This is a genomic window from Pseudomonas sp. SZ57, from assembly GCF_009495975.1.
GTDB classification, from domain to species: Bacteria; Pseudomonadota; Gammaproteobacteria; order Pseudomonadales; family Pseudomonadaceae; genus Aquipseudomonas; species Aquipseudomonas syringae.
Map to the genome: position 1 here is coordinate 1 of NZ_WIBD01000030.1, position 18,740 is coordinate 18,740.

At 59.8% G+C, this 18,740-nt stretch carries 15 protein-coding genes; 9 read left to right on the forward strand and 6 right to left on the reverse strand.

Annotated elements, in window-relative coordinates:
• Positions 1-586 precede the first annotated feature (586 nt).
• Positions 587-2,089, forward strand: coding sequence for an exopolyphosphatase (gene ppx / locus GE543_RS23680; protein WP_032697643.1), 1,503 nt, complete (start codon positions 587-589; stop codon positions 2,087-2,089).
• Here ppx and ppk1 read toward each other — a convergent pair.
• Together ppk1 and hemB are read right to left on the reverse strand one after the other, a co-directional pair.
• On the reverse strand, positions 2,076-4,286 hold the full coding sequence (gene ppk1, locus GE543_RS23685; protein ID WP_046235809.1) for a polyphosphate kinase 1: 2,211 nt from the start codon (positions 4,284-4,286) through the stop codon (positions 2,076-2,078). The genes ppx and ppk1 overlap by 14 nt on opposite strands.
• A 16-nt stretch (positions 4,287-4,302) precedes the next feature.
• Entirely contained in the window at positions 4,303-5,313 is a 1,011-nt protein-coding gene (gene hemB / locus GE543_RS23690) for a porphobilinogen synthase (protein WP_046235810.1), read from the reverse strand.
• Positions 5,314-5,544: 231 nt separating this feature from the next.
• On the opposite strand from hemB, the gene GE543_RS23695 reads away from it, so the two are divergent.
• The 5 genes from GE543_RS23695 to GE543_RS23715 all read left to right on the forward strand — a co-directional run bounded on the left by GE543_RS23695 (position 5,545) and on the right by GE543_RS23715 (position 10,863).
• The gene (locus GE543_RS23695) at positions 5,545-6,207 is read left to right on the forward strand and encodes a DedA family protein (protein WP_032697621.1); all 663 of its coding nucleotides are present in this window, start codon (positions 5,545-5,547) and stop codon (positions 6,205-6,207) included.
• Between the two features lie 223 nt (positions 6,208-6,430).
• Positions 6,431-7,099 (forward strand): isoprenoid biosynthesis glyoxalase ElbB, encoded by a 669-nt coding sequence (gene elbB, locus GE543_RS23700; protein WP_153222511.1) that lies wholly within the window; start codon positions 6,431-6,433, stop codon positions 7,097-7,099.
• Between the two features lie 120 nt (positions 7,100-7,219).
• Complete coding sequence (locus GE543_RS23705) at positions 7,220-8,278, forward strand: PA0069 family radical SAM protein (RefSeq protein WP_003414105.1); 1,059 nt, start codon at positions 7,220-7,222, stop codon at positions 8,276-8,278.
• A 207-nt stretch (positions 8,279-8,485) separates the two neighbouring features.
• Positions 8,486-9,226 carry a carbonic anhydrase gene (locus GE543_RS23710; protein WP_003414103.1) on the forward strand — a complete coding sequence of 247 codons (741 nt, stop codon included), beginning with the start codon at positions 8,486-8,488 and terminating at the stop codon, positions 9,224-9,226.
• Positions 9,227-9,330: 104 nt separating this feature from the next.
• Positions 9,331-10,863 (forward strand): SulP family inorganic anion transporter, encoded by a 1,533-nt coding sequence (locus GE543_RS23715; RefSeq protein ID WP_003392495.1) that lies wholly within the window; start codon positions 9,331-9,333, stop codon positions 10,861-10,863.
• Between the two features lie 120 nt (positions 10,864-10,983).
• Here the strand turns inward: GE543_RS23715 and GE543_RS23720 are convergent, their stop codons facing one another.
• Entirely contained in the window at positions 10,984-11,634 is a 651-nt protein-coding gene (locus tag GE543_RS23720; RefSeq protein WP_046271310.1) for a hypothetical protein, read from the reverse strand.
• 279 nt (positions 11,635-11,913) lie between these two features.
• Between GE543_RS23720 and GE543_RS23725 the strand changes: the two genes are divergently transcribed.
• A complete protein-coding gene (locus GE543_RS23725) occupies positions 11,914-12,408 on the forward strand; it encodes a cytochrome c oxidase assembly protein (protein ID WP_103689108.1) in 495 nt (164 codons plus the stop codon).
• 237 nt (positions 12,409-12,645) lie between these two features.
• Positions 12,646-13,278, forward strand: coding sequence for an SCO family protein (locus tag GE543_RS23730; RefSeq protein WP_153222512.1), 633 nt, complete (start codon positions 12,646-12,648; stop codon positions 13,276-13,278).
• Between the two features lie 247 nt (positions 13,279-13,525).
• Here the strand turns inward: GE543_RS23730 and GE543_RS23735 are convergent, their stop codons facing one another.
• From GE543_RS23735 to GE543_RS23745, 3 genes are read right to left on the reverse strand one after another with little or no spacing between them, the layout of a single operon-like run.
• Positions 13,526-14,299 (reverse strand): MetQ/NlpA family ABC transporter substrate-binding protein, encoded by a 774-nt coding sequence (locus GE543_RS23735; RefSeq protein WP_046236104.1) that lies wholly within the window; start codon positions 14,297-14,299, stop codon positions 13,526-13,528.
• A 51-nt stretch (positions 14,300-14,350) separates the two neighbouring features.
• Complete coding sequence (locus tag GE543_RS23740) at positions 14,351-15,025, reverse strand: methionine ABC transporter permease (RefSeq protein WP_003317371.1); 675 nt, start codon at positions 15,023-15,025, stop codon at positions 14,351-14,353.
• Positions 15,025-16,032: a methionine ABC transporter ATP-binding protein gene (locus GE543_RS23745; RefSeq protein ID WP_003414095.1), complete on the reverse strand. Its 1,008-nt coding sequence runs from the start codon at positions 16,030-16,032 to the stop codon at positions 15,025-15,027. Before GE543_RS23745 ends, GE543_RS23740 begins: the two co-directional genes overlap by 1 nt.
• Before the next feature lie 307 nt (positions 16,033-16,339).
• On the opposite strand from GE543_RS23745, the gene katE reads away from it, so the two are divergent.
• Positions 16,340-18,490, forward strand: coding sequence for a catalase HPII (gene katE / locus GE543_RS23750; protein WP_153222513.1), 2,151 nt, complete (start codon positions 16,340-16,342; stop codon positions 18,488-18,490).
• Positions 18,491-18,740: the final 250 nt, after the last annotated feature.

The following is an 18,740-nucleotide window of genomic DNA, read 5'->3' on the forward strand; positions in this document are numbered from 1 at the left end:
GCATTTCGTGACGCTCCGCGTCACAGCTACATGCTGTATCGGGCTGGACAGAAATCTTGGTGGGAGTGAGCTTGCTCACGAAGACTTTGGTCCAAACGCCATATTTCCGGGGGCTGCACCGGCCTCTTCGCGAGCAAGCTCGCTCCCACGAAGACTGTGTATTACGCTGAGCGCGGAGCATGTTGCGGGCACTTATCGTTCCTCACGCTCCGCGTCACAGCTACATGCTGTATCGGGCTGGACAGAAATCTTGGTGGGAGTGAGCTTGCTCACGAAGACTTTGGTCCAAACACCATATCTCCGGGGGCTGCACCGGCCTCTTCGCGAGCAAGCTCGCTCCCACGAAAACTTGTGTGTAACGCTGAGCGCGGCGCATGGACAAGATGGCGTTCTTAGGGATACCTCTCGTTCCGCACGCTTTAGCGTGGCAATGCATTTTGGTGACGCTCTGCGCCACATGGCATTGATGGCCATACGCCACGCGCGCGAGTAATACCGGGTATTTCCGGTGCCTGAACAGCTTCGCGTTGGCGGCAAGCATGGATCGTGGCACGATGGTCCGGTTATCGAACCGGACTTCCTGACCATGCCGCACTCAACACCCAAGAATTTTTCACTGATCGCCGCTATCGACCTGGGCTCCAACAGCTTTCATATGGTTGTGGCAAAAGCCAATCAGGGCGAGATTCGCATTCTTGAGCGCCTGGGCGAGAAGGTGCAGTTGGCCGCTGGCATCGACGAAGAGCGCCAGCTGACCGAAGAATCCATGCAGCGCGGCCTTGACTGCCTGAAACGCTTCGCCCAGTTGATCAATGGGCTGCCGCTCGGTGCGGTGCGCATCGTGGGCACCAATGCCCTGCGTGAGGCGCGTAACCGCAACGACTTCATTCACCGCGCCGAAGAAATCCTCGGCCACCCGGTGGAAGTGATTTCCGGCCGCGAAGAAGCGCGCCTCATTTACCTGGGCGTTTCCCACACGCTGGCCGACACCCCGGGCAAACGTCTGGTCGCCGACATCGGCGGCGGCAGTACCGAATTCATCATCGGCCAGCGCTTCGAGCCGCTGCTGCGTGAAAGCCTGCAGATGGGCTGCGTGAGTTTTACCCAGCGCTACTTCCGCGACGGCAAGGTGACACCGGCCCGGTACGCTCAGGCCTACACCGCTGCACGCCTGGAAATCATGAGCATCGAACACGCGCTGCATCGCCTCAAGTGGGATGAAGCGATCGGTTCGTCAGGCACCATTCGTGCTATCGGCCTGGCGCTCAAGGCCAATGGTTACGGCGCTGGCGAGGTCAACGCCGAAGGGCTCGCCTGGCTCAAGCGCAAGCTGTTCAAGCTGGGTGATGTGGAAAAGATCGACTTCGACGGCATCAAGCCCGACCGTCGCGCCATTTTCCCCGCAGGCCTGGCGATTCTCGAAGCCATCTTCGACGCCCTCGAGCTCAAGCGCATGGATCACTGCGAAGGTGCCCTGCGTGAAGGCGTGCTGTATGACCTGATGGGCCGCCATCATCATGAAGACGTGCGTGAGCGTACGCTCAGCTCGCTGATGGAGCGTTATCACGTCGATCTGGAACAGGCCGCACGCGTCGAAGCCAAGGCGCTGCACGCGCTGGAGCAGGTTGCCGAGAGCTGGGAGTTGCAGCACGAGAGCTACGCCGAACTGCTGAGCTGGGCGGCCAAGGTGCACGAGATCGGCCTGGACATCGCTCACTATCACTACCACAAGCACGGCGCTTACCTGATCGAGCACTCGGACCTGGCCGGCTTCTCACGCGAAGACCAGCAAATGCTCGCACTGCTGGTGCGCGGTCATCGCCGTAATATTCCCAAGGACAAGTTCGCCGAGTTCGGCGATGAAGGCATCAAGCTGATTCGCCTGTGCGTGCTGTTGCGCTTTGCGATTCTGTTTCACCACATTCGTGGCACCCAGGAGATGCCACGTGTGACGTTGCGTGCCGACGGCCCGAATCTGGACGCCGAATTCCCGAAAGGCTGGCTGGAAAACAACCAGCTGACTCAGGCCGACTTCGCGCTGGAAGCGGAGTGGCTGACCCGAGTCGGCATCGTCTTCAGCGTACGCTGAGAACCGGGTTGCTCAGGCGCTCCAAAAGAGTCGCCTGGGCGCTTCGCGGGTTCTGATTACCGGTCGGCGTGCTGCGCACGTAACGCCCGTCCGACTGCAACAGCCAGCTGTGGGTGTTGTCGGTCAGGTAGCTTTCCAGCTCCTTCTTCACACGCAAAATCAACTTCTTGCCTTCCACCGGGAAGCAGGTCTCGACGCGCTTGTCGAGGTTGCGCTCCATCCAGTCGGCACTCGACAGGAACATCTGCTCGTCGCCGCCGTTGAGGAAGTAGAACACCCGCGTGTGCTCCAGGAAGCGGCCGATGATCGAGCGCACATGGATGTTGTGCGAAACCCCGGCGATGCCCGGACGCAGGCAGCACATGCCGCGCACCACCAGATCGATGCGCACGCCGGACTGGCTGGCCTTGTACAACGCCCGGATGATCTTCGGATCGGTCAGCGAGTTGAACTTGGCAATGATGTGCGCAGGCTTGCCATCGAGCGCAAATTGCGTCTCGCGGGCGATCATGTCGAGCATGCCTTTCTTGAGCGTGAACGGCGCATGCAGCAGCTTTTTCATGCGCAGCGTCTTGCCCATGCCGATCAACTGGCTGAACAGTTTGCCGACGTCTTCGCACAACGCGTCATCGGAGGTCAGCAAGCTGTAGTCGGTGTACAGACGTGCGTTACCGGCGTGGTAGTTGCCGGTCCCGAGGTGCGCATAACGCACGATCTCGCCCGCTTCGCGACGCAGGATCAGCATCATCTTGGCGTGGGTCTTGAAGCCGACCACGCCGTAGATCACCACTGCACCGGCGGCCTGCAGACGGCTGGCCAGTTGCAGGTTGGACTCTTCGTCGAAACGCGCACGCAACTCGATCACCGCAGTGACTTCCTTGCCGTTACGCGCGGCATCGACCAGCGCATCGACGATTTCCGAGTTCGCGCCGCTGCGATACAGCGTCTGGCGTACTGCAAGCACGTGCGGGTCTTTTGCCGCCTGGCGCAGCAGGTCGACCACCGGCGTGAACGACTCGAAAGGGTGCAGCAACAGGATGTCCTGCTTGCTGACCACGCTGAAAACGTTTTCGCTGTTCTGCAGCAGCTTGGGGATGGCTGGCGTGAACGGCGGGTATTGCAATTCGGGGTGGCTGTCCAGGCCGGTGATGCTGAACAGACGCGTCAGGTTGACCGGGCCATTCACCTGATACAGCTCGGACTCGTGCAGGTTGAACTGCTTGAGCAGGTAGTCCGACAGGTGTTTCGGGCAGGTGTCCGCCACTTCCAGACGTACCGCATCACCATAGCGACGCGAGAACAGCTCGCCACGCAGTGCGCGCGCCAGGTCTTCCACGTCTTCGGAGTCCAGCGCCAGGTCGGCGTTGCGGGTCAGGCGGAACTGGTAGCAGCCCTTGACCTTCATGCCCTGGAACAGATCGTCAGCGTGGGCGTGGATCATCGACGACAGGAACACGAAATTATCGCCAGGCCCGCAGACCTCTTCCGGCACCTTGATCACGCGCGGCAGCAGACGCGGCGCGGGAATGATCGCAAGACCGGAGTCGCGCCCGAAGGCATCGATACCTTCCAGCTCGACGATGAAGTTCAGGCTCTTGTTGACCAGCAACGGGAACGGGTGCGTCGGGTCGAGACCGATCGGGGTGATGATCGGCGCGATCTCGTCGCGGAAATAGCGTCGTACCCAGGCCTTGAGCTTGGCCGTCCAGTGACGGCGGCGAATGAAGCGGACCTGATGTTTCTCCAGCTCCGGCAACAGAATATCGTTGAGGATCGCGTACTGACGATCCACATGACCGTGGACCAGCTCGCTGATCCTGGCCAGCGCCTGATGCGGCTGCAGACCGTCGGCGCCCGCCTGTTCACGGGCAAAGGTGATCTGCTTCTTCAGGCCTGCAACACGAATCTCGAAGAACTCATCGAGGTTGCTGGAGAAGATCAGCAGAAACTTCAGCCGCTCCAGCAATGGGTAGGACTCATCGAGCGCCTGTTCCAGAACCCGGATATTGAACTGCAGTTGCGACAGTTCACGGTGGATATACAGGCTGCTGTCGTCCAGGTTTGGCGCGACGATAGCGGGCACCGCAGCGACGGGTGCCTCGATGGCCGGGATTACTTCGATGTCAGGTTCGACCACGGGCGTTGCCTCCGGGACATCGACTTGAACAGCGGCTTCGATGAGTGCTTCGGTATTCATGAATGTTCCTGTGAGGCTATTGCCCCTTCAACAGTTGAGCGGCGCGAACAGCAAAGTAGGTAAGAATGCCGTCGGCGCCGGCGCGTTTGAAGGCAGTGAGGGACTCGAGAATCACCCCTTCACTCAGCCAACCGTTCTGGATTGCGGCCATGTGCATCGCGTATTCACCGCTGACCTGATAAACAAAGGTCGGCACTTTGAACTCATCCTTGACCCTGTACAGAATGTCCAGATAAGGCATGCCTGGCTTGACCATGACCATGTCGGCGCCTTCGGCAAGGTCGGCGGCCACTTCGTGCAGTGCCTCGTTGCTGTTGGCCGGGTCCATCTGATAGGAAGCCTTGTTGGCCTTGCCCAGATTCAGGGAGGAACCCACCGCATCACGGAACGGACCGTAGTAGGCACTGGCGTACTTGGCCGAATAGGCCATGATCCTGACATTCACATGCCCGGCCAGCTCCAAAGACTCGCGGATGGCCTGAATGCGACCGTCCATCATGTCCGACGGCGCGACCACCTGAGCACCGGCCTCGGCGTGCGACAGCGCCTGTTTCACCAGCGCGTCGACAGTGATGTCGTTCTGAACGTAGCCCTCTTCGTCGAGGATGCCGTCCTGGCCATGCGTGGTGAAAGGGTCCAGCGCCACATCAGTGATGACGCCCAGCTCCGGGAAACGGTCACGCAGGGCGCGGGTTGCGCGCTGGGCGATGCCGTCCGGGTTCCAGGCTTCGGCACCGTCGAGGGATTTCTTTTCCGGCGGTGTCACCGGGAACAGCGCCAGCGCAGGGATACCCAGTGCGACCCAGTGCTCGGCTTCCTTGAGCAACAGATCAACGCTCAAGCGCTCGACGCCAGGCATCGAGGCGATGGATTCACGACGGTTTTCACCATCGAGAACAAATACGGGAAGAATCAGATCGTCGACAGTGACAACGTTTTCACGCACCAGCCGACGGGAAAAGTCGTCGCGGCGATTACGGCGCAGACGAGTGAGAGGAAACAGGCGGTTAGCGGGGGTAAAGCTCACGGCGAGACTCCTGAGCCCGCTTACGCGGGCAAGCGCGACAGTTATAAGCCGCCATTATGACCAATGTGTGACAGTCATGGTTCGACCTGCGACTGCACGTCGCGGTCACGGCCTTAAAGGGGATACGACCATTGTGGTTGCAAGAATCTTTAACGTCGAGACACATATGGACACTTTCATGATTGCCTTGGGCGCGTTAGGCTGCGCGTTCATTTCGCCAGCATCCAGACAATGCTCCAGAATTTCTTGAACGAATTCGGCTACTTTGCCCTGTTCCTCGGCACCTTTTTTGAAGGCGAGACCATTCTGGTTCTTGCCGGATTCCTGGCGTTCCGCGGATACATGGACCTCAACATCGTCATCCTTGTGGCCTTTTTTGGCAGTTATGCGGGTGACCAGTTGTGGTACTTCATGGGGCGCAAGCATGGCCGCAAGCTTCTGGCGCGCAAGCCTCGCTGGCAACTCATGGGCGACAAGGCGCTACGGCTGGTCCGCAAGCACCCGGACATCTGGGTACTGGGCTTCCGCTTCGTGTACGGTTTGCGAACGGTCATGCCTGTGGCCATCGGCCTGTCGGGTTATCCACCGGGTCGTTATCTTCTGCTGAACGGTATCGGCGCGGCTGTCTGGGCTGCGGCGCTGGGTTCGGCTGCTTACCACTTCGGCGCGGTTCTCGAAGGCTTGCTGGGTAACGTCAAGAAATATGAACTCTGGGTGCTGGGCGCGCTGGTTCTGCTGGGGCTGGCCCTGTGGATACGCAGACGCATCAAGAACGCCCGTATCGCCCGTGAAGAGCGTGAAGAAAAGAGCCGCTTCTGCGCATCGGCAGCGGCCTCCGATCTGGAAACACCGGTCACCGTACCGGTCGATCTGACGAAAAAATCCGACGAATAAACTCCCCCGTACCTCTCCCGAGCGAAGGCTGACAGGCCTCGCTCGGCGACAGCGCACAGACGCTGCAGACCTCGCGACCACCGCCCTCCCCATGCACCTTGTGCGCAGCCAGCTTTTGCGCAGCCGACAATGCCTCAACTGAACACTCGGCCCGTAAAGCGATCAACTGAACAGACAAATTAAAACAAGCCTCAGGTTGATCGAGCACAAGGAGCCGATATCGATGCAGAAAAAAGTGGCTGTAATCCTCTCCGGCTGTGGCGTCTACGACGGTGCCGAGATCCACGAAAGCGTTCTCACCCTGTTGCGTCTGGATCAGCGCGGTGCGCAGGTTCAGTGCTTCGCGCCCGACATCACTCAGCATCACGTCATCAATCACCTGAACGGTGAGGAAATGCCCGAGTCGCGCAATGTGCTGGTCGAGTCCGCGCGCATTGCACGAGGCGAAGTGAAGGACATCCGCGAAGCAAATGCCGAAGACTTTGATGCCCTGATCATCCCGGGCGGCTTCGGCTCGGCAAAGAACCTTTCCGACCTTGCCCTGCAAGGCCCGGCCTGCCAGGTCGAAGCGGGATTGCTGGAGCTCGCCGAGGCGTTTGCCGAAGCCGGCAAACCGGTCGGGCTGATCTGCATCACCCCGGCACTCGCGGCCAAGATCTATGGCCCCGGCGTGACCTGCACCATCGGCAACGACCCTGAAACCGCTGCGGCCATCACCAAAATGGGCGGCAGCCATGCGGAATGCGCCGTCGATGACATCGTCGAAGACGAAGCGCGAAAACTGGTCAGTACACCTGCCTATATGGTCGCCAAGAGCATCAGCGAAGCGGCCTCGGGCATCAACAAGCTGGTTGACCGCGTGCTGGAGCTGACTCACGAGGGCGATGCCTGACCGTCGTCCTGCCTGCAAAACACCGCCCGTCAGGCGAGCGGTGTTTTGCAGGCCGGCCATAGTGATCCACCCGGGCTTTATGCTGTACTGTATGCATGAACAGTATACGAGTAATGCCAGATGTCCAGCCTCTATCCGGTTCGTGGCCGAGGTACTGCCAGCAATCCGCATAACCGTTTCGCGCCCAGTCAGTCGGTGGCCGAAGACGATGGCTGGTATCAGGAAGTGCCGCTTACGCAAGGTACTCAGGTCACCAGCGAAACAGCCAAAAGCATCATTACCCGCAACAGCTCGCCGGATATCCCCTTTGACAGGTCGATCAACCCTTACCGGGGCTGCGAGCACGGCTGCATCTATTGTTTCGCCAGACCCAGCCACGCCTATTGGGACATGTCGCCGGGCCTGGACTTCGAGACCAAGCTGATCGCCAAGACCAACGCGGCGGCGCTGCTCGAGCAGCAGCTGTCCAAACCCGGCTACCGCTGCGCGCCCATCACCCTCGGGGCCAATACCGACCCTTACCAGCCGATCGAGCGTGAGTACCGCATCACCCGGGCGACGCTGGAAGTGCTACTGCGTTATCGGCATCCGGTCAGCATCATTACCAAAGGCTCGCTGATCCTGCGCGATCTGGATCTGCTGGCAGAAATGGCCAGGCTGCGGCTGGTGTCGGTGTTCATCAGCCTGACGACGCTGGATGACGAGCTCAAATGCATCCTCGAACCCAGGGCCGCAGCGCCCAAGGCTCGCCTGCGGGCCATTCGGGTATTGCGTCAGGCGGGGGTCCCGGTCGGTGTGCTGTGTGCGCCGATGATCCCGATGATCAACGACAGCGAGCTGGAGGCACTGCTGAGCGAAGCGAAAGCTGCGGGCGCCTTGAGCGCCAGCTACGTGATGCTGCGCCTGCCGCTGGAAGTCGCACCGCTGTTCGACGAGTGGCTGAAGACGCATTACCCGCAACGCGCCGAGCATGTCATGAGTCTGATTCGTCAAAGTCGCGGCGGAGCCGTGTACGACAGCACGTTTGGTTCTCGAATGCGTGGCGAAGGACCGTTTGCCGACCTGCTGGCTCAACGCTATGCCTTGGCAATCAAACGACTCGGATTGAACAAACGGGGTGGATTTGCACTCGATTGCGATGCGTTTTGTCCGCCGGGAGGGCAAATGTCGTTGCTGTGACGAACTTGGTACTATCGTGCAAACCCGCGTCCCAGAGCCATCGCATTCAGTTTCGTTTAAGCTTCGGCGATTAGTCTGTAACTCGGAGTGTCATCAGCGATAGCGCTCAAGGGATTTGTTCGTGATGCCCTTCAGAGAGGGATCACATCCGGCTCTGGTCAAACAGGCATGAAGAATCCACATCAATTCGTCAGAGAGGGTGAAGACATGACAGACATCGGTAAACAGCATTCGGCTACGTCGTCCAGCACATCAAGCCATTCAGACAGCGCCGACGTAGCGTTGAAACATATCGTCGATGGCTTTGTACATTTCCGTAAAGAGGTCTTCCCCCAGCAGGAAGAACTGTTCAAGAAGCTGGCGACTGCCCAATCGCCACGGGCCATGTTCATCACCTGCGCCGACTCGCGCATCGTGCCCGAATTGATTACCCAAAGTTCGCCAGGCGACCTGTTCGTCACGCGTAACGTCGGCAACGTCGTACCGCCGTATGGCCAGATGAACGGCGGCGTGTCCACCGCTCTGGAATACGCAGTGGTTGCACTGGGCGTGCAGCACATCATCGTTTGCGGACACTCTGACTGCGGCGCCATGCGCGCAGTGCTCAACCCTGACAGCCTGGACAAGATGCCTACGGTAAAAGCCTGGTTGCGCCATGCCGAGGTTGCCCGCACGGTGGTCGAGCAGAACTGCAGCTGCAGCGGCGAACTGGAAACCATGCAGGTCCTGACTCAGGAAAACGTGATTTCCCAGTTGCAACACCTGCGCACCCACCCTTCGGTCGCAGCGAAAATGGCCAGTGGCCAATTGTTCATTCACGGCTGGGTCTACAGCATCGAAACCAGCGAGATCCTGGCTTATGACGCCGAGCTCGATCGTTTCATACCGCTCGACGGTACGGGACCGACGCCGATGGCTTCACCGAAAGCACGCTTTTCAGCCGACTGATCACCAGTCCGACTGACGGCAAGCCCTTCTTTATCAGCTGATGGCGACTGCGCAGGATGCGCGTCGCCCGTCTTGCCTCGTCTGAAGAATCCCGGAGAAGCGTCATGGGTATTACAGCATTGAAAACCGCTTTACCACGGGAGCTGCTCGCTTCCGTGGTCGTGTTCCTGGTCGCCCTGCCGCTGTGCATGGGGATCGCCATTGCATCCGGCATGCCTCCGGCCAAAGGTCTGATCACCGGCATCGTGGGCGGGCTGATAGTCGGCTGGATAGCCGGTTCGCCGTTGCAGGTCAGCGGCCCCGCAGCCGGTCTGGCAGTACTGGTTTTTGAAGTGGTGCGTGAGCACGGCATGGCCATGCTGGGTCCTATTCTGGTACTCGCCGGACTGCTTCAGCTGCTGGCAGGTCGATTCAAGCTTGGCTGCTGGTTCCGCGTCACGGCGCCTGCCGTGGTCTATGGCATGCTCGCCGGTATCGGCGTGCTGATCGTACTGTCACAGGCACACGTGATGTTCGACAGCGGTCCCAAACCCTCCGGGCTGGACAATCTGATCGCCTTCCCTTCCACACTGATCCAGGCCTTCGGACCCGGCACCGGCATGCAGGCCGGTATGCTCGGTCTGGGCACCATGCTGATCATGTGGGGCTGGGAAAAACTCCGTCCGCAGTCTTTGCGCTTCGTACCCGGCGCGCTGCTGGGCGTAGGTATCGCCACCGGCATCAGCCTGTTCATGGCCTTGCAGGTCAAGCGTGTCGAAGTGCCTGACAACCTGGCCGACGCCATCGACTGGCTTCGCCCGGCCGACCTGATGAATCTGGCCGATCCGGCCATTCTGGTGGCGGCTATCGTCGTAGCCTTCATCGCCAGTGCCGAAACGCTGCTTTCCGCCTCGGCGGTTGACCGCATGCACAGTGGCCAGCGTTCGGACTTCGACAAGGAACTCAGCGCTCAAGGCGTGGGCAACATGCTCTGCGGCCTGCTCGGTGCGTTGCCGATGACCGGCGTTATCGTACGCAGCTCGGCCAACGTCCAGGCCGGTGCCACCACGCGCTTCTCGACGATCTTCCACGGCCTGTGGCTGCTGGCGTTCGTGTTGCTGCTGTCGAGCGTACTGCAGAGCATTCCGGTCGCGAGCCTGGCTGGCGTGCTGGTCTACACCGGCCTGAAGCTGGTCGATCTGAAGGCGTTTCGCGGTCTGGGCCGCTATGGCCGGATGCCGATGTTCACCTATGCGGCGACTGCCATAGCGATCATCTTCACCGACCTGCTGACCGGTGTACTGGTCGGTTTCGGCCTGACTCTGGTGAAGCTGGCGTTCAAGGCTTCGCGTCTGAAGATCAATGTGGTCGAACTGGCGGGCGAGAAGGAATTCGAGCTGCGTCTGGTCGGTGCCGCAACCTTCCTCAAGGTGCCGGCGCTGACTCAGGCACTGGGCACTATCCCGCAGGGCAGCACGGTGCATGTGCCGTTGGGCAATCTGTCCTACATCGATCACTCGTGTCTGGAACTGCTGGAAGAATGGGGTCGTTCCAATGCTGCTCATGGCACCCGGTTGCTGATCGAATCGCGTGGCTTGAAGCGTCGTCTTGAAGGGCGGATCTACACGACAACGGGGATCGGCTCGGGCGCCGCCTGATAGTCGCGGCCCTGTTATCACAGCCCCGGAAACATGGGAGCCGGATGGGTCTTCGCGTAGCAGCGGAGCGATATCCGGCTCCTTCCATTGCTGGCGAAGACAGTGATTCGGGCCTCTGAATCAGACCGCGGAGCGCTCCAGCTCCAGGCCGACGCCCAATTGCCGTGACAGGCTTGGCCAACGCTGCCAGGCCGCCCCCGTTTCAGGGCTGATCAGCTTCTCGCGGTAGGCCTCGACCGAGTCCAGCGCGAAACTCTCCTCATCAAGCAGCTCATCGACAGCATGGTGCACCGCTTCGTCCAGCTGGTTGGCAAATTGCTCGCCGATCAACTGGTGGGCAATCACGCTGGCAACCGTGGTATTGGACGGTATCAGCGGCTGACCGAAATGCTTGATGTACAGGTCATTCACTTCCTCGACCAGCCGGTGGGCCAGATAGGCCTCGTCCAACAGGCTTTCCAGACCTTCGTGCCCATCCATGATGGAAGGCGGAGCCGCGAAAAAATGCTCGGCGATTTTCAGCACCGGCTTTATCTGCCCTTCGATCCCGGCCTCCAGCGCGACCTCATGAGCAGCGTCCAGCAGATCGGGGACCAGATCGATATAGGCCGTGACGAAACGCGTCAGTACGTCTTTCGCGTCGACTTCCGGCAGGTGAATGGCGGGATGAAGATGTGGGAGCTTTTGTTCCAACTGTTGCAGCAAGTGGCCGGTCCGGGCCTCATGTTGATGGGCTAGTTGTATCTGCTCGCGCAATGCGGCGGTGTTCATGGCTGCTGGCACTCCTTGAGGCGTCAGACCCCGTGGTTGGTTGATGAAGAGTCATACGTTAGCTTGCTTAACTAACCGCCTAAGACGGTTTTGCTATATGCGACTCATAGTTAGATATTTCGGCTATATCAAGATATCTTTTGCTCAATTTCTGACCAAATACGGCTGCCGTGCCCGGCTATGCGGACGCGCTGCAGCTCGCGTTTTGCATAAGCAGGCTACTCTGAAGTCGCCCGCAGCTCTTTCGACACGCGGTCCGACATAAAAAGTGAGCCACGCATGAGCCAGCCTCTTTTGTCCAAACGGCTCGTTCTGCGTTTGACGTGTTTAATAGTGATCATGCTGATGTGCGGATTGGCATTGCCGTCGCTCTACGGCGTGCTGACCGGACATGGCAGGACCGGCGTGCAGGGCCAGGACGCTTCGCGCCAGGTCGAGGTGCAATTCACCGCCGGCAACGCGGCCGGGATGACCTGGGCGTTCTACCCGCAGTCCCGCCAGATCCAGGTCCACCCCGGTGCGGTCAACGAGATGATCTTCATCGCGCAGAATCCGACCGACAGGCCGATGCAAGCCCAGGCCGTACCGGGTATTTCGCCTGTAAAGGCGGCAGCGTGGTTTCACAAGACCGAATGCTTCTGCTTTACCCAACAGACATTGCAACCGGGCGAGCGCATCGAGATGCCGGTGCGCTTCATCGTCGACCGTGACCTGCCCGACGATGTAAAAAGTCTGACGCTGGCTTATACGCTGTTCGATGTCACCACGCGCTAGGCGCTGTACGAAAAGTCGGCGAGCGAAGGTCAGGCGAGACAAAAACAGGCGAGGAACGGCCGGGGTCGCGTTCGACTCTACGTGTTGTAAATGAGCATTCCGATTGGACTCGCATCCGAGCCTGTTTTTAACGAAGCATCACCGATGCGCAGCCACTTTTCGTACAGAGCCTAGGCTCGGTGCGCAATATAGGCCATCATCCTCGACCTTACGCCGATCACGACTCGCGCTGACACCATGACCCGTACCCAGAAAGCCGTTTTCATTGCTGCCGCCATCGTCGCCCTGATTCTGGGCGTGATCCTCAGTCAGGTGCTGCCTGGCCGCAGCTCCCAGGACCAGGCGGCGCTCAACGACGCGGGTATTGTGCTGCTCCCCAAAAGCCGCCAATTGCCAGCCCTGAGCATGACCGACCAGAACGGCGCGGCTGTGGCGCTTGATGGCTTGAAAGACCAATGGACGCTGATGTTCTTCGGCTACACCTTCTGCCCGGACATCTGCCCCACGACGCTGGCGCAGATCAAGCAGATCAGGACCGAGCTGCCCGAAGAGACAGTCAAGCGTATGCGGGTGGTACTGGTCAGCGTCGACCCGAACCGCGACACGGCGCAGCAGCTCAAGCAGTACCTGGGCTACTTCGATCCGCAGTACATCGGCCTGACGGCACCTGTCGCTGATATTCAGACACTGGCCAATGCGGTGAGCATTCCGTTCATTCCCGCAGACACCAGTAAACCGAACTACTTCGTCGATCACAGCGGTAACCTGGCCCTGATCGGCCCGGACGGTACCCAGCGAGGCTTTATCCGCGCACCGCTGAACAATCAGAAGCTGGTGAGGCAATTGCCGGGGCTGCTGGAAAGGGATTAGGACCTGTGAGATTCCTGCGAGAGTGACCGGGGCAGCGATCCGCGTTGCTCACGAAGACTTGGTCCAAACGCTCTATTTTCCGGAGGCTTTACCGGCCTCTTCGCGAGCAAGCTCGCTCCCACGACGCGCATGTATAACTATGAGCGCAGAGCGTGGGAGCGATAGAGCGTTCCAGAACGCAGTCCCCGATGCTCTGCGTCGCAAGGGACGCAGAGCATTGGCGCGAGAACCGCAGGTTGCGATCAGATCAGAACGCCGGAACCACAGCGCCTTTGTACTTCTCGGCCAGGAATGTTTTCACTTCCGGGCTTTGCAAGGCGGCGACCAGCTTCTTCATCGCGTCCGAGTCCTTGTTGTCCGGGCGGGCCACCAGAATGTTCGCGTAGGGCGAATCGGCACCTTCGATGATCAGCGCGTCCTTGGTCGGATCGAGCTTGGCGCTCAAAGCGTAGTTGGTGTTGATCAGCGCCAGATCGACCTGAGTCAGTACGCGGGGCAGCGTGGCCGCTTCCAGCTCACGGAATTTCAGGTCTTTCGGGTTATTCACGACATCCGAAGGCTTGGACAGGATGTTGTCCGGCTCCTTCAGAGTGATCAGACCGGCCTTGGCCAACAGCAGCAAGGCGCGGCCTTCGTTGGTGGCGTCATTGGGCAGCGCGACATTGGCGCCATTGGGCAGGTCTGCCAGCGTCTTGAGCTTGTCAGAGTAAGCGCCGAAAGGCTCGATGTGCACCTTGGCCACGGCCACCAGATCAGTGCCTTTGCCCTTGTTGAACTCATCCAGATACGGCTGGTGCTGGAAGAAGTTCGCGTCCATACGGTTCTGCGACACCTGCACGTTAGGCTGAATGTAGTCATTGAACACCTTGATGTTCAAATCCACGCCTTCTTTGGCCAGGGTCGGTTTGACGAACTCGAGGATCTCGGCGTGCGGCACGGCAGAGGCCGCGACGGTCAGGGTTTCGTTGGCCTGCGCGGACAAGGCGGTGACAGCGGCGAATATGGCCAATAGTTTTTTCATGCAACAACTCCTTTGGGCCCGTACGAGACGGGCCGATACCAACGGGTTCGATCAACGATGTGTGAAATGCGCGACCAGTCTGTCGCCGATGGTCTGCAGAATCTGCACCAGCACCAGCAACAATACGACCGTCACGAACATCACATCGTTCTGGAAGCGTTGATAACCATAACGAATCGCCAGGTCGCCCAGCCCGCCAGCGCCCACGGCACCGGCCATGGCCGTGAACGACACCAGCGCAATGGCGGTCACCGTGATCGCTGCCAGAATGCCCGGCCGCGCCTCGGGCAGCAGCGCCTTGACGATGATCTGCCGAGTCGTTGCGCCCATGGCCTGCGTGGCTTCGATGATGCCGCGGTCCACCTCGCGCAAGGCTGTCTCTACCAGACGCGCAAAGAACGGCGTGGCGCCGGCGATCAGCGGCGGCAACGTGCCGAGGATACCCAGTGACGTACCGGTAATGATCTCGGTCAGCGGCATCATCACGATCAGCAGGATGATGAACGGCAGCGCGCGCAGCATGTTGACGATCACCCCGACCGTCGCATACAGCTGCTTGTGCTCCAGCAACTGACGCGGCGAGGTGAGAAACATCAGCACGCCCAGCGGCAGGCCGAGCAGGATCGTGAAACCGAGCGATACACCGAGCATGATCAGCGTGTCACCAGTGGCCACCCAGATCTCGTACCAGTCGACATTGGAAAACAGGTTCAGGAAAGCGTCCATCAGCGCAGCACCTCCATATGAACATCAGCGGCGGTGAAGCGCGCGAAGGCGGCGTCCATGTCGCCGCCGGTGATGGCCAGCGTCAACTGCCCGTAAGGGGTGTCCTTGATGCGGTCGATACGACCGGCGAGGATGCTGTAATCGACGCCGGTTTCCCGCGCCACGGTGCCGAGCAACGGCGCGTAGGTGGCCTCGCCCTGAAACGTCAGACGCACGATACGGCCTTGAACGTGAGCGAAGTCGTCACGCTGCTCGTTTTCGTCGACCTGCTCGTCTTCCTGCACAAAGCGCCTGGTCGTCGGGTGTTGTGGATGCAGAAACACATCAGCGACCTTGCCGTGCTCGACAATCACCCCGGCGTCCATCACGGCCACCTGATCGCAGACGCGACGAATCACGTCCATCTCATGGGTAATGAGCACGATGGTCAGCTTCAGCTCACGATTGATCTCGGCCAGCAGTTGCAAGACCGACGCAGTGGTCTGCGGGTCGAGTGCGCTGGTGGCTTCATCGCATAACAGAATTTTGGGTTTGGTGGCCAGTGCGCGGGCGATGCCGACGCGCTGCTTCTGGCCGCCCGACAGTTGTGCCGGGTACTTTTTGGCGTGATCGGACAGGCCGACCCGCTCCAGCAACTCGGCCACGCGCTGGTCGATCTGCTTGCGCGGCATATCGCCTGCCAGGGTCAGCGGCATGGCGACGTTGTCGGCCACGGTTTTGGACGCCAGCAGATTGAAGTGCTGGAAAATCATCCCGACCTGTTGGCGGAAGCGGCGCAGGCCGTTGGCATCGAGCGCAGTGACGTCTTCGCCATCGACCACGATCTGCCCACCACTCGGGGTTTCCAGGCGGTTGATCAGGCGCAGCAGGGTACTTTTGCCCGCGCCGGAGTGGCCGATGATGCCGAACACCTGGCCGCTGTCGACGCGCAGGCTGGTGGGGTGCAGGGCCGGTATTTCCTTGCCTGCCACCCGATAGGTTTTGTGGACGTTATGAAACTCGATCACGGAGCGAACCTTGTGGGGCGCGTTAAAAAATCAGCGCAGTGGCTAGAGCACCACCTGCTTCGTTACCTCGGCCGGATAAAGCCGGGCGCGCATTTTAGCCTGTCCGGCCCGCTGTGCTTAGCATTTATTTACCGGCTGTCCTGTGCAATGGGCATAACACGACCGTTGGTGAGCGTATGCGGAAAATAAAAGGAACGGCTGTTTTTAGCTCCGGTCACTTCTTGGATACCGTGATTTCCCGCTTACGCCAGGGAAGTCGTAATCAGCGAACCCAACTCAATGATTGGGGCGAGATAAGGAGTCTCTGATGGCTAGCAAGAACGCACCACCTGTAACCCAAACGCCCAAGAGCGAAATGGCAGGCACCGACACCCTGGACCGTGGCAATACCAACGAGAAGCTGGAAAGTCTCGAGCAGTTTCGCTCGGACGCCACCCAGCAAGCCCTGCGCACCAACCACGGCGTCAAGATTTCCGATAACCAGAACACCCTGAAAGTCGGCAACCGCGGCCCGTCGCTGCTCGAAGACTTCATCATGCGTGAAAAGATCACGCACTTTGACCATGAGCGTATTCCGGAGCGTATCGTCCATGCTCGCGGTACTGCAGCACATGGTTATTTCCAGACTTACGAAGACCATGGCGCCCTGAGTAAAGCAGGCTTCCTGCGTGATCCGGGCAAGAAGACCCCGGTGTTCGTGCGCTTCTCCACCGTTCAGGGCCCACGCGGCTCGGGCGACACCGTGCGTGACGTGCGTGGCTTCGCCGTCAAGCTCTACACCGACGAAGGCAACTTCGACCTGGTGGGCAACAACATGCCGGTGTTCTTCATTCAGGACGCCATCAAGTTTCCTGACTTCGTGCACGCGGTGAAACCCGAGCCGCACAACGAAATCCCGACGGGTGGCTCGGCTCACGACACTTTCTGGGACTTCGTCTCGCTGGTGCCGGAGTCCGCGCACATGGTGCTGTGGACCATGTCCGACCGTGCGATCCCGAAAAGCCTGCGCACCATGCAGGGCTTTGGTATCCACACCTTCCGCTTCATCAACAACGAAGGTGAGTCGAGCTTCGTGAAGTTCCACTGGAAGCCCAAGTTCGGCGTCTGCTCGCTGGTCTGGGACGAAGCGCAGAAGCTCGCCGGCAAGGACACCGACTTCCACCGCCGCGACCTATGGGAGTCCATCGAGATGGGCGACTACCCGGAATGGGAACTGGGTGTACAGATCGTTGCCGAGGAAGATGAGCACAAGTTCGACTTCGACCTGCTCGATCCGACCAAGATCATCCCGGAAGAACTCGTGCCGGTCACCCCGCTTGGCAAGATGGTCCTGAACCGTAACCCGGACAACTATTTCGCCGAGACCGAGCAGGTTGCCTTCTGCCCTGGCCACATCGTGCCGGGTATCGATTTCTCCAACGATCCGCTGCTGCAAGGTCGTCTGTTTTCCTACACCGACACGCAGATCAGCCGTCTGGGTGGGCCGAACTTCCACGAAATCCCGATCAACCGTCCGATTGCGCCGAACCACAACGGTCAGCGTGACGCACAGCATCGCACCACTATCGACAAGGGCCGCGCTTCCTACGAGCCGAACTCGATCGATGGCGGCTGGCCGAAAGAAACCCCTGCCGGCCCGGTAGATGGCGGCTTCGAGACCTACCCTGAGCGTGTTGAAGCGCACAAGGTGCGTGAGCGCAGCGAATCGTTCGGCGACCACTTCTCGCAGGCCACCCTGTTCTTCCAGAGCATGAGCCACCACGAGAAAGAGCACATCATCGCGGCCTACAGCTTCGAGTTGGGCAAGGTCGAGCGCGAGTACATTCGTGCCCGTCAGGTCAACGAGATTCTGGCCAACATCGATCTGGAGCTGGCCAAGCGTGTAGCCGCCAACCTAGGCTTGCCAGCACCGACTGCCGGTACCGTACCTGTGCGTCAGACTTCGGTTAAAGAGTCGCCGAAGCTGAGCCAGGTCAACCTGCTTTCTGGCGATATCGTTTCGCGCAAGGTTGCCATTCTGGTGGCTGACGGCGTCGACGGCAAAGCGGTCGAAGCCATGAAGGCTGCACTGACTGCCGAAGGCGCACACGCCAAGGTATTGGGCCCGACCTCCGCACCGGTCAAGACAGCTGACGGCAAGAGCCTGCCAGTGGACGCATCGGCTGAAGGCCTGCCTTCGGTAGCGTTCGACGCAGTGTTCGTGCCGGGTGGCAAGGCTTCGATCGAAGCGCTGAAAGGCGACGGCGTGGCATTGCACTTCATCCTCGAAGCCTACAAGCACCTCAAGGCCATCTCCTTTGCCGGGGAAGCCAAAGAGCTGCTGAGTCTGCTACGCCTGGAAGAAGATGCTGGGCTGCTGGAAGTGTCCGATAGCAAATCGTTCAAACCGTTCTTCCACGCGATTGCTCAGCACCGCGTGTGGGATCGTGAAGTGAAAGCCAAGGCTGTTCCGGCTTGATCTGACGCTGCTATATCGCTCCCACGCTCAGGCGTGGGAGCGCCTTTCTGAACGCTCTCGCCCCCCCCCCGCATAGATTCCCCAACACTTCTCGTCCTTTACGCTGCGCGTGGGAATGCAGTTCTGGACGCTAATCGTGATACATGATCTCGATGAGCACACGAAATGGGGTTTCTGACCGCAGGGCATCCGAGAGAACCGAGCGACGCTTTGCTTGTTTGAGAAAGCGCTATTCCGGGCGATACATACT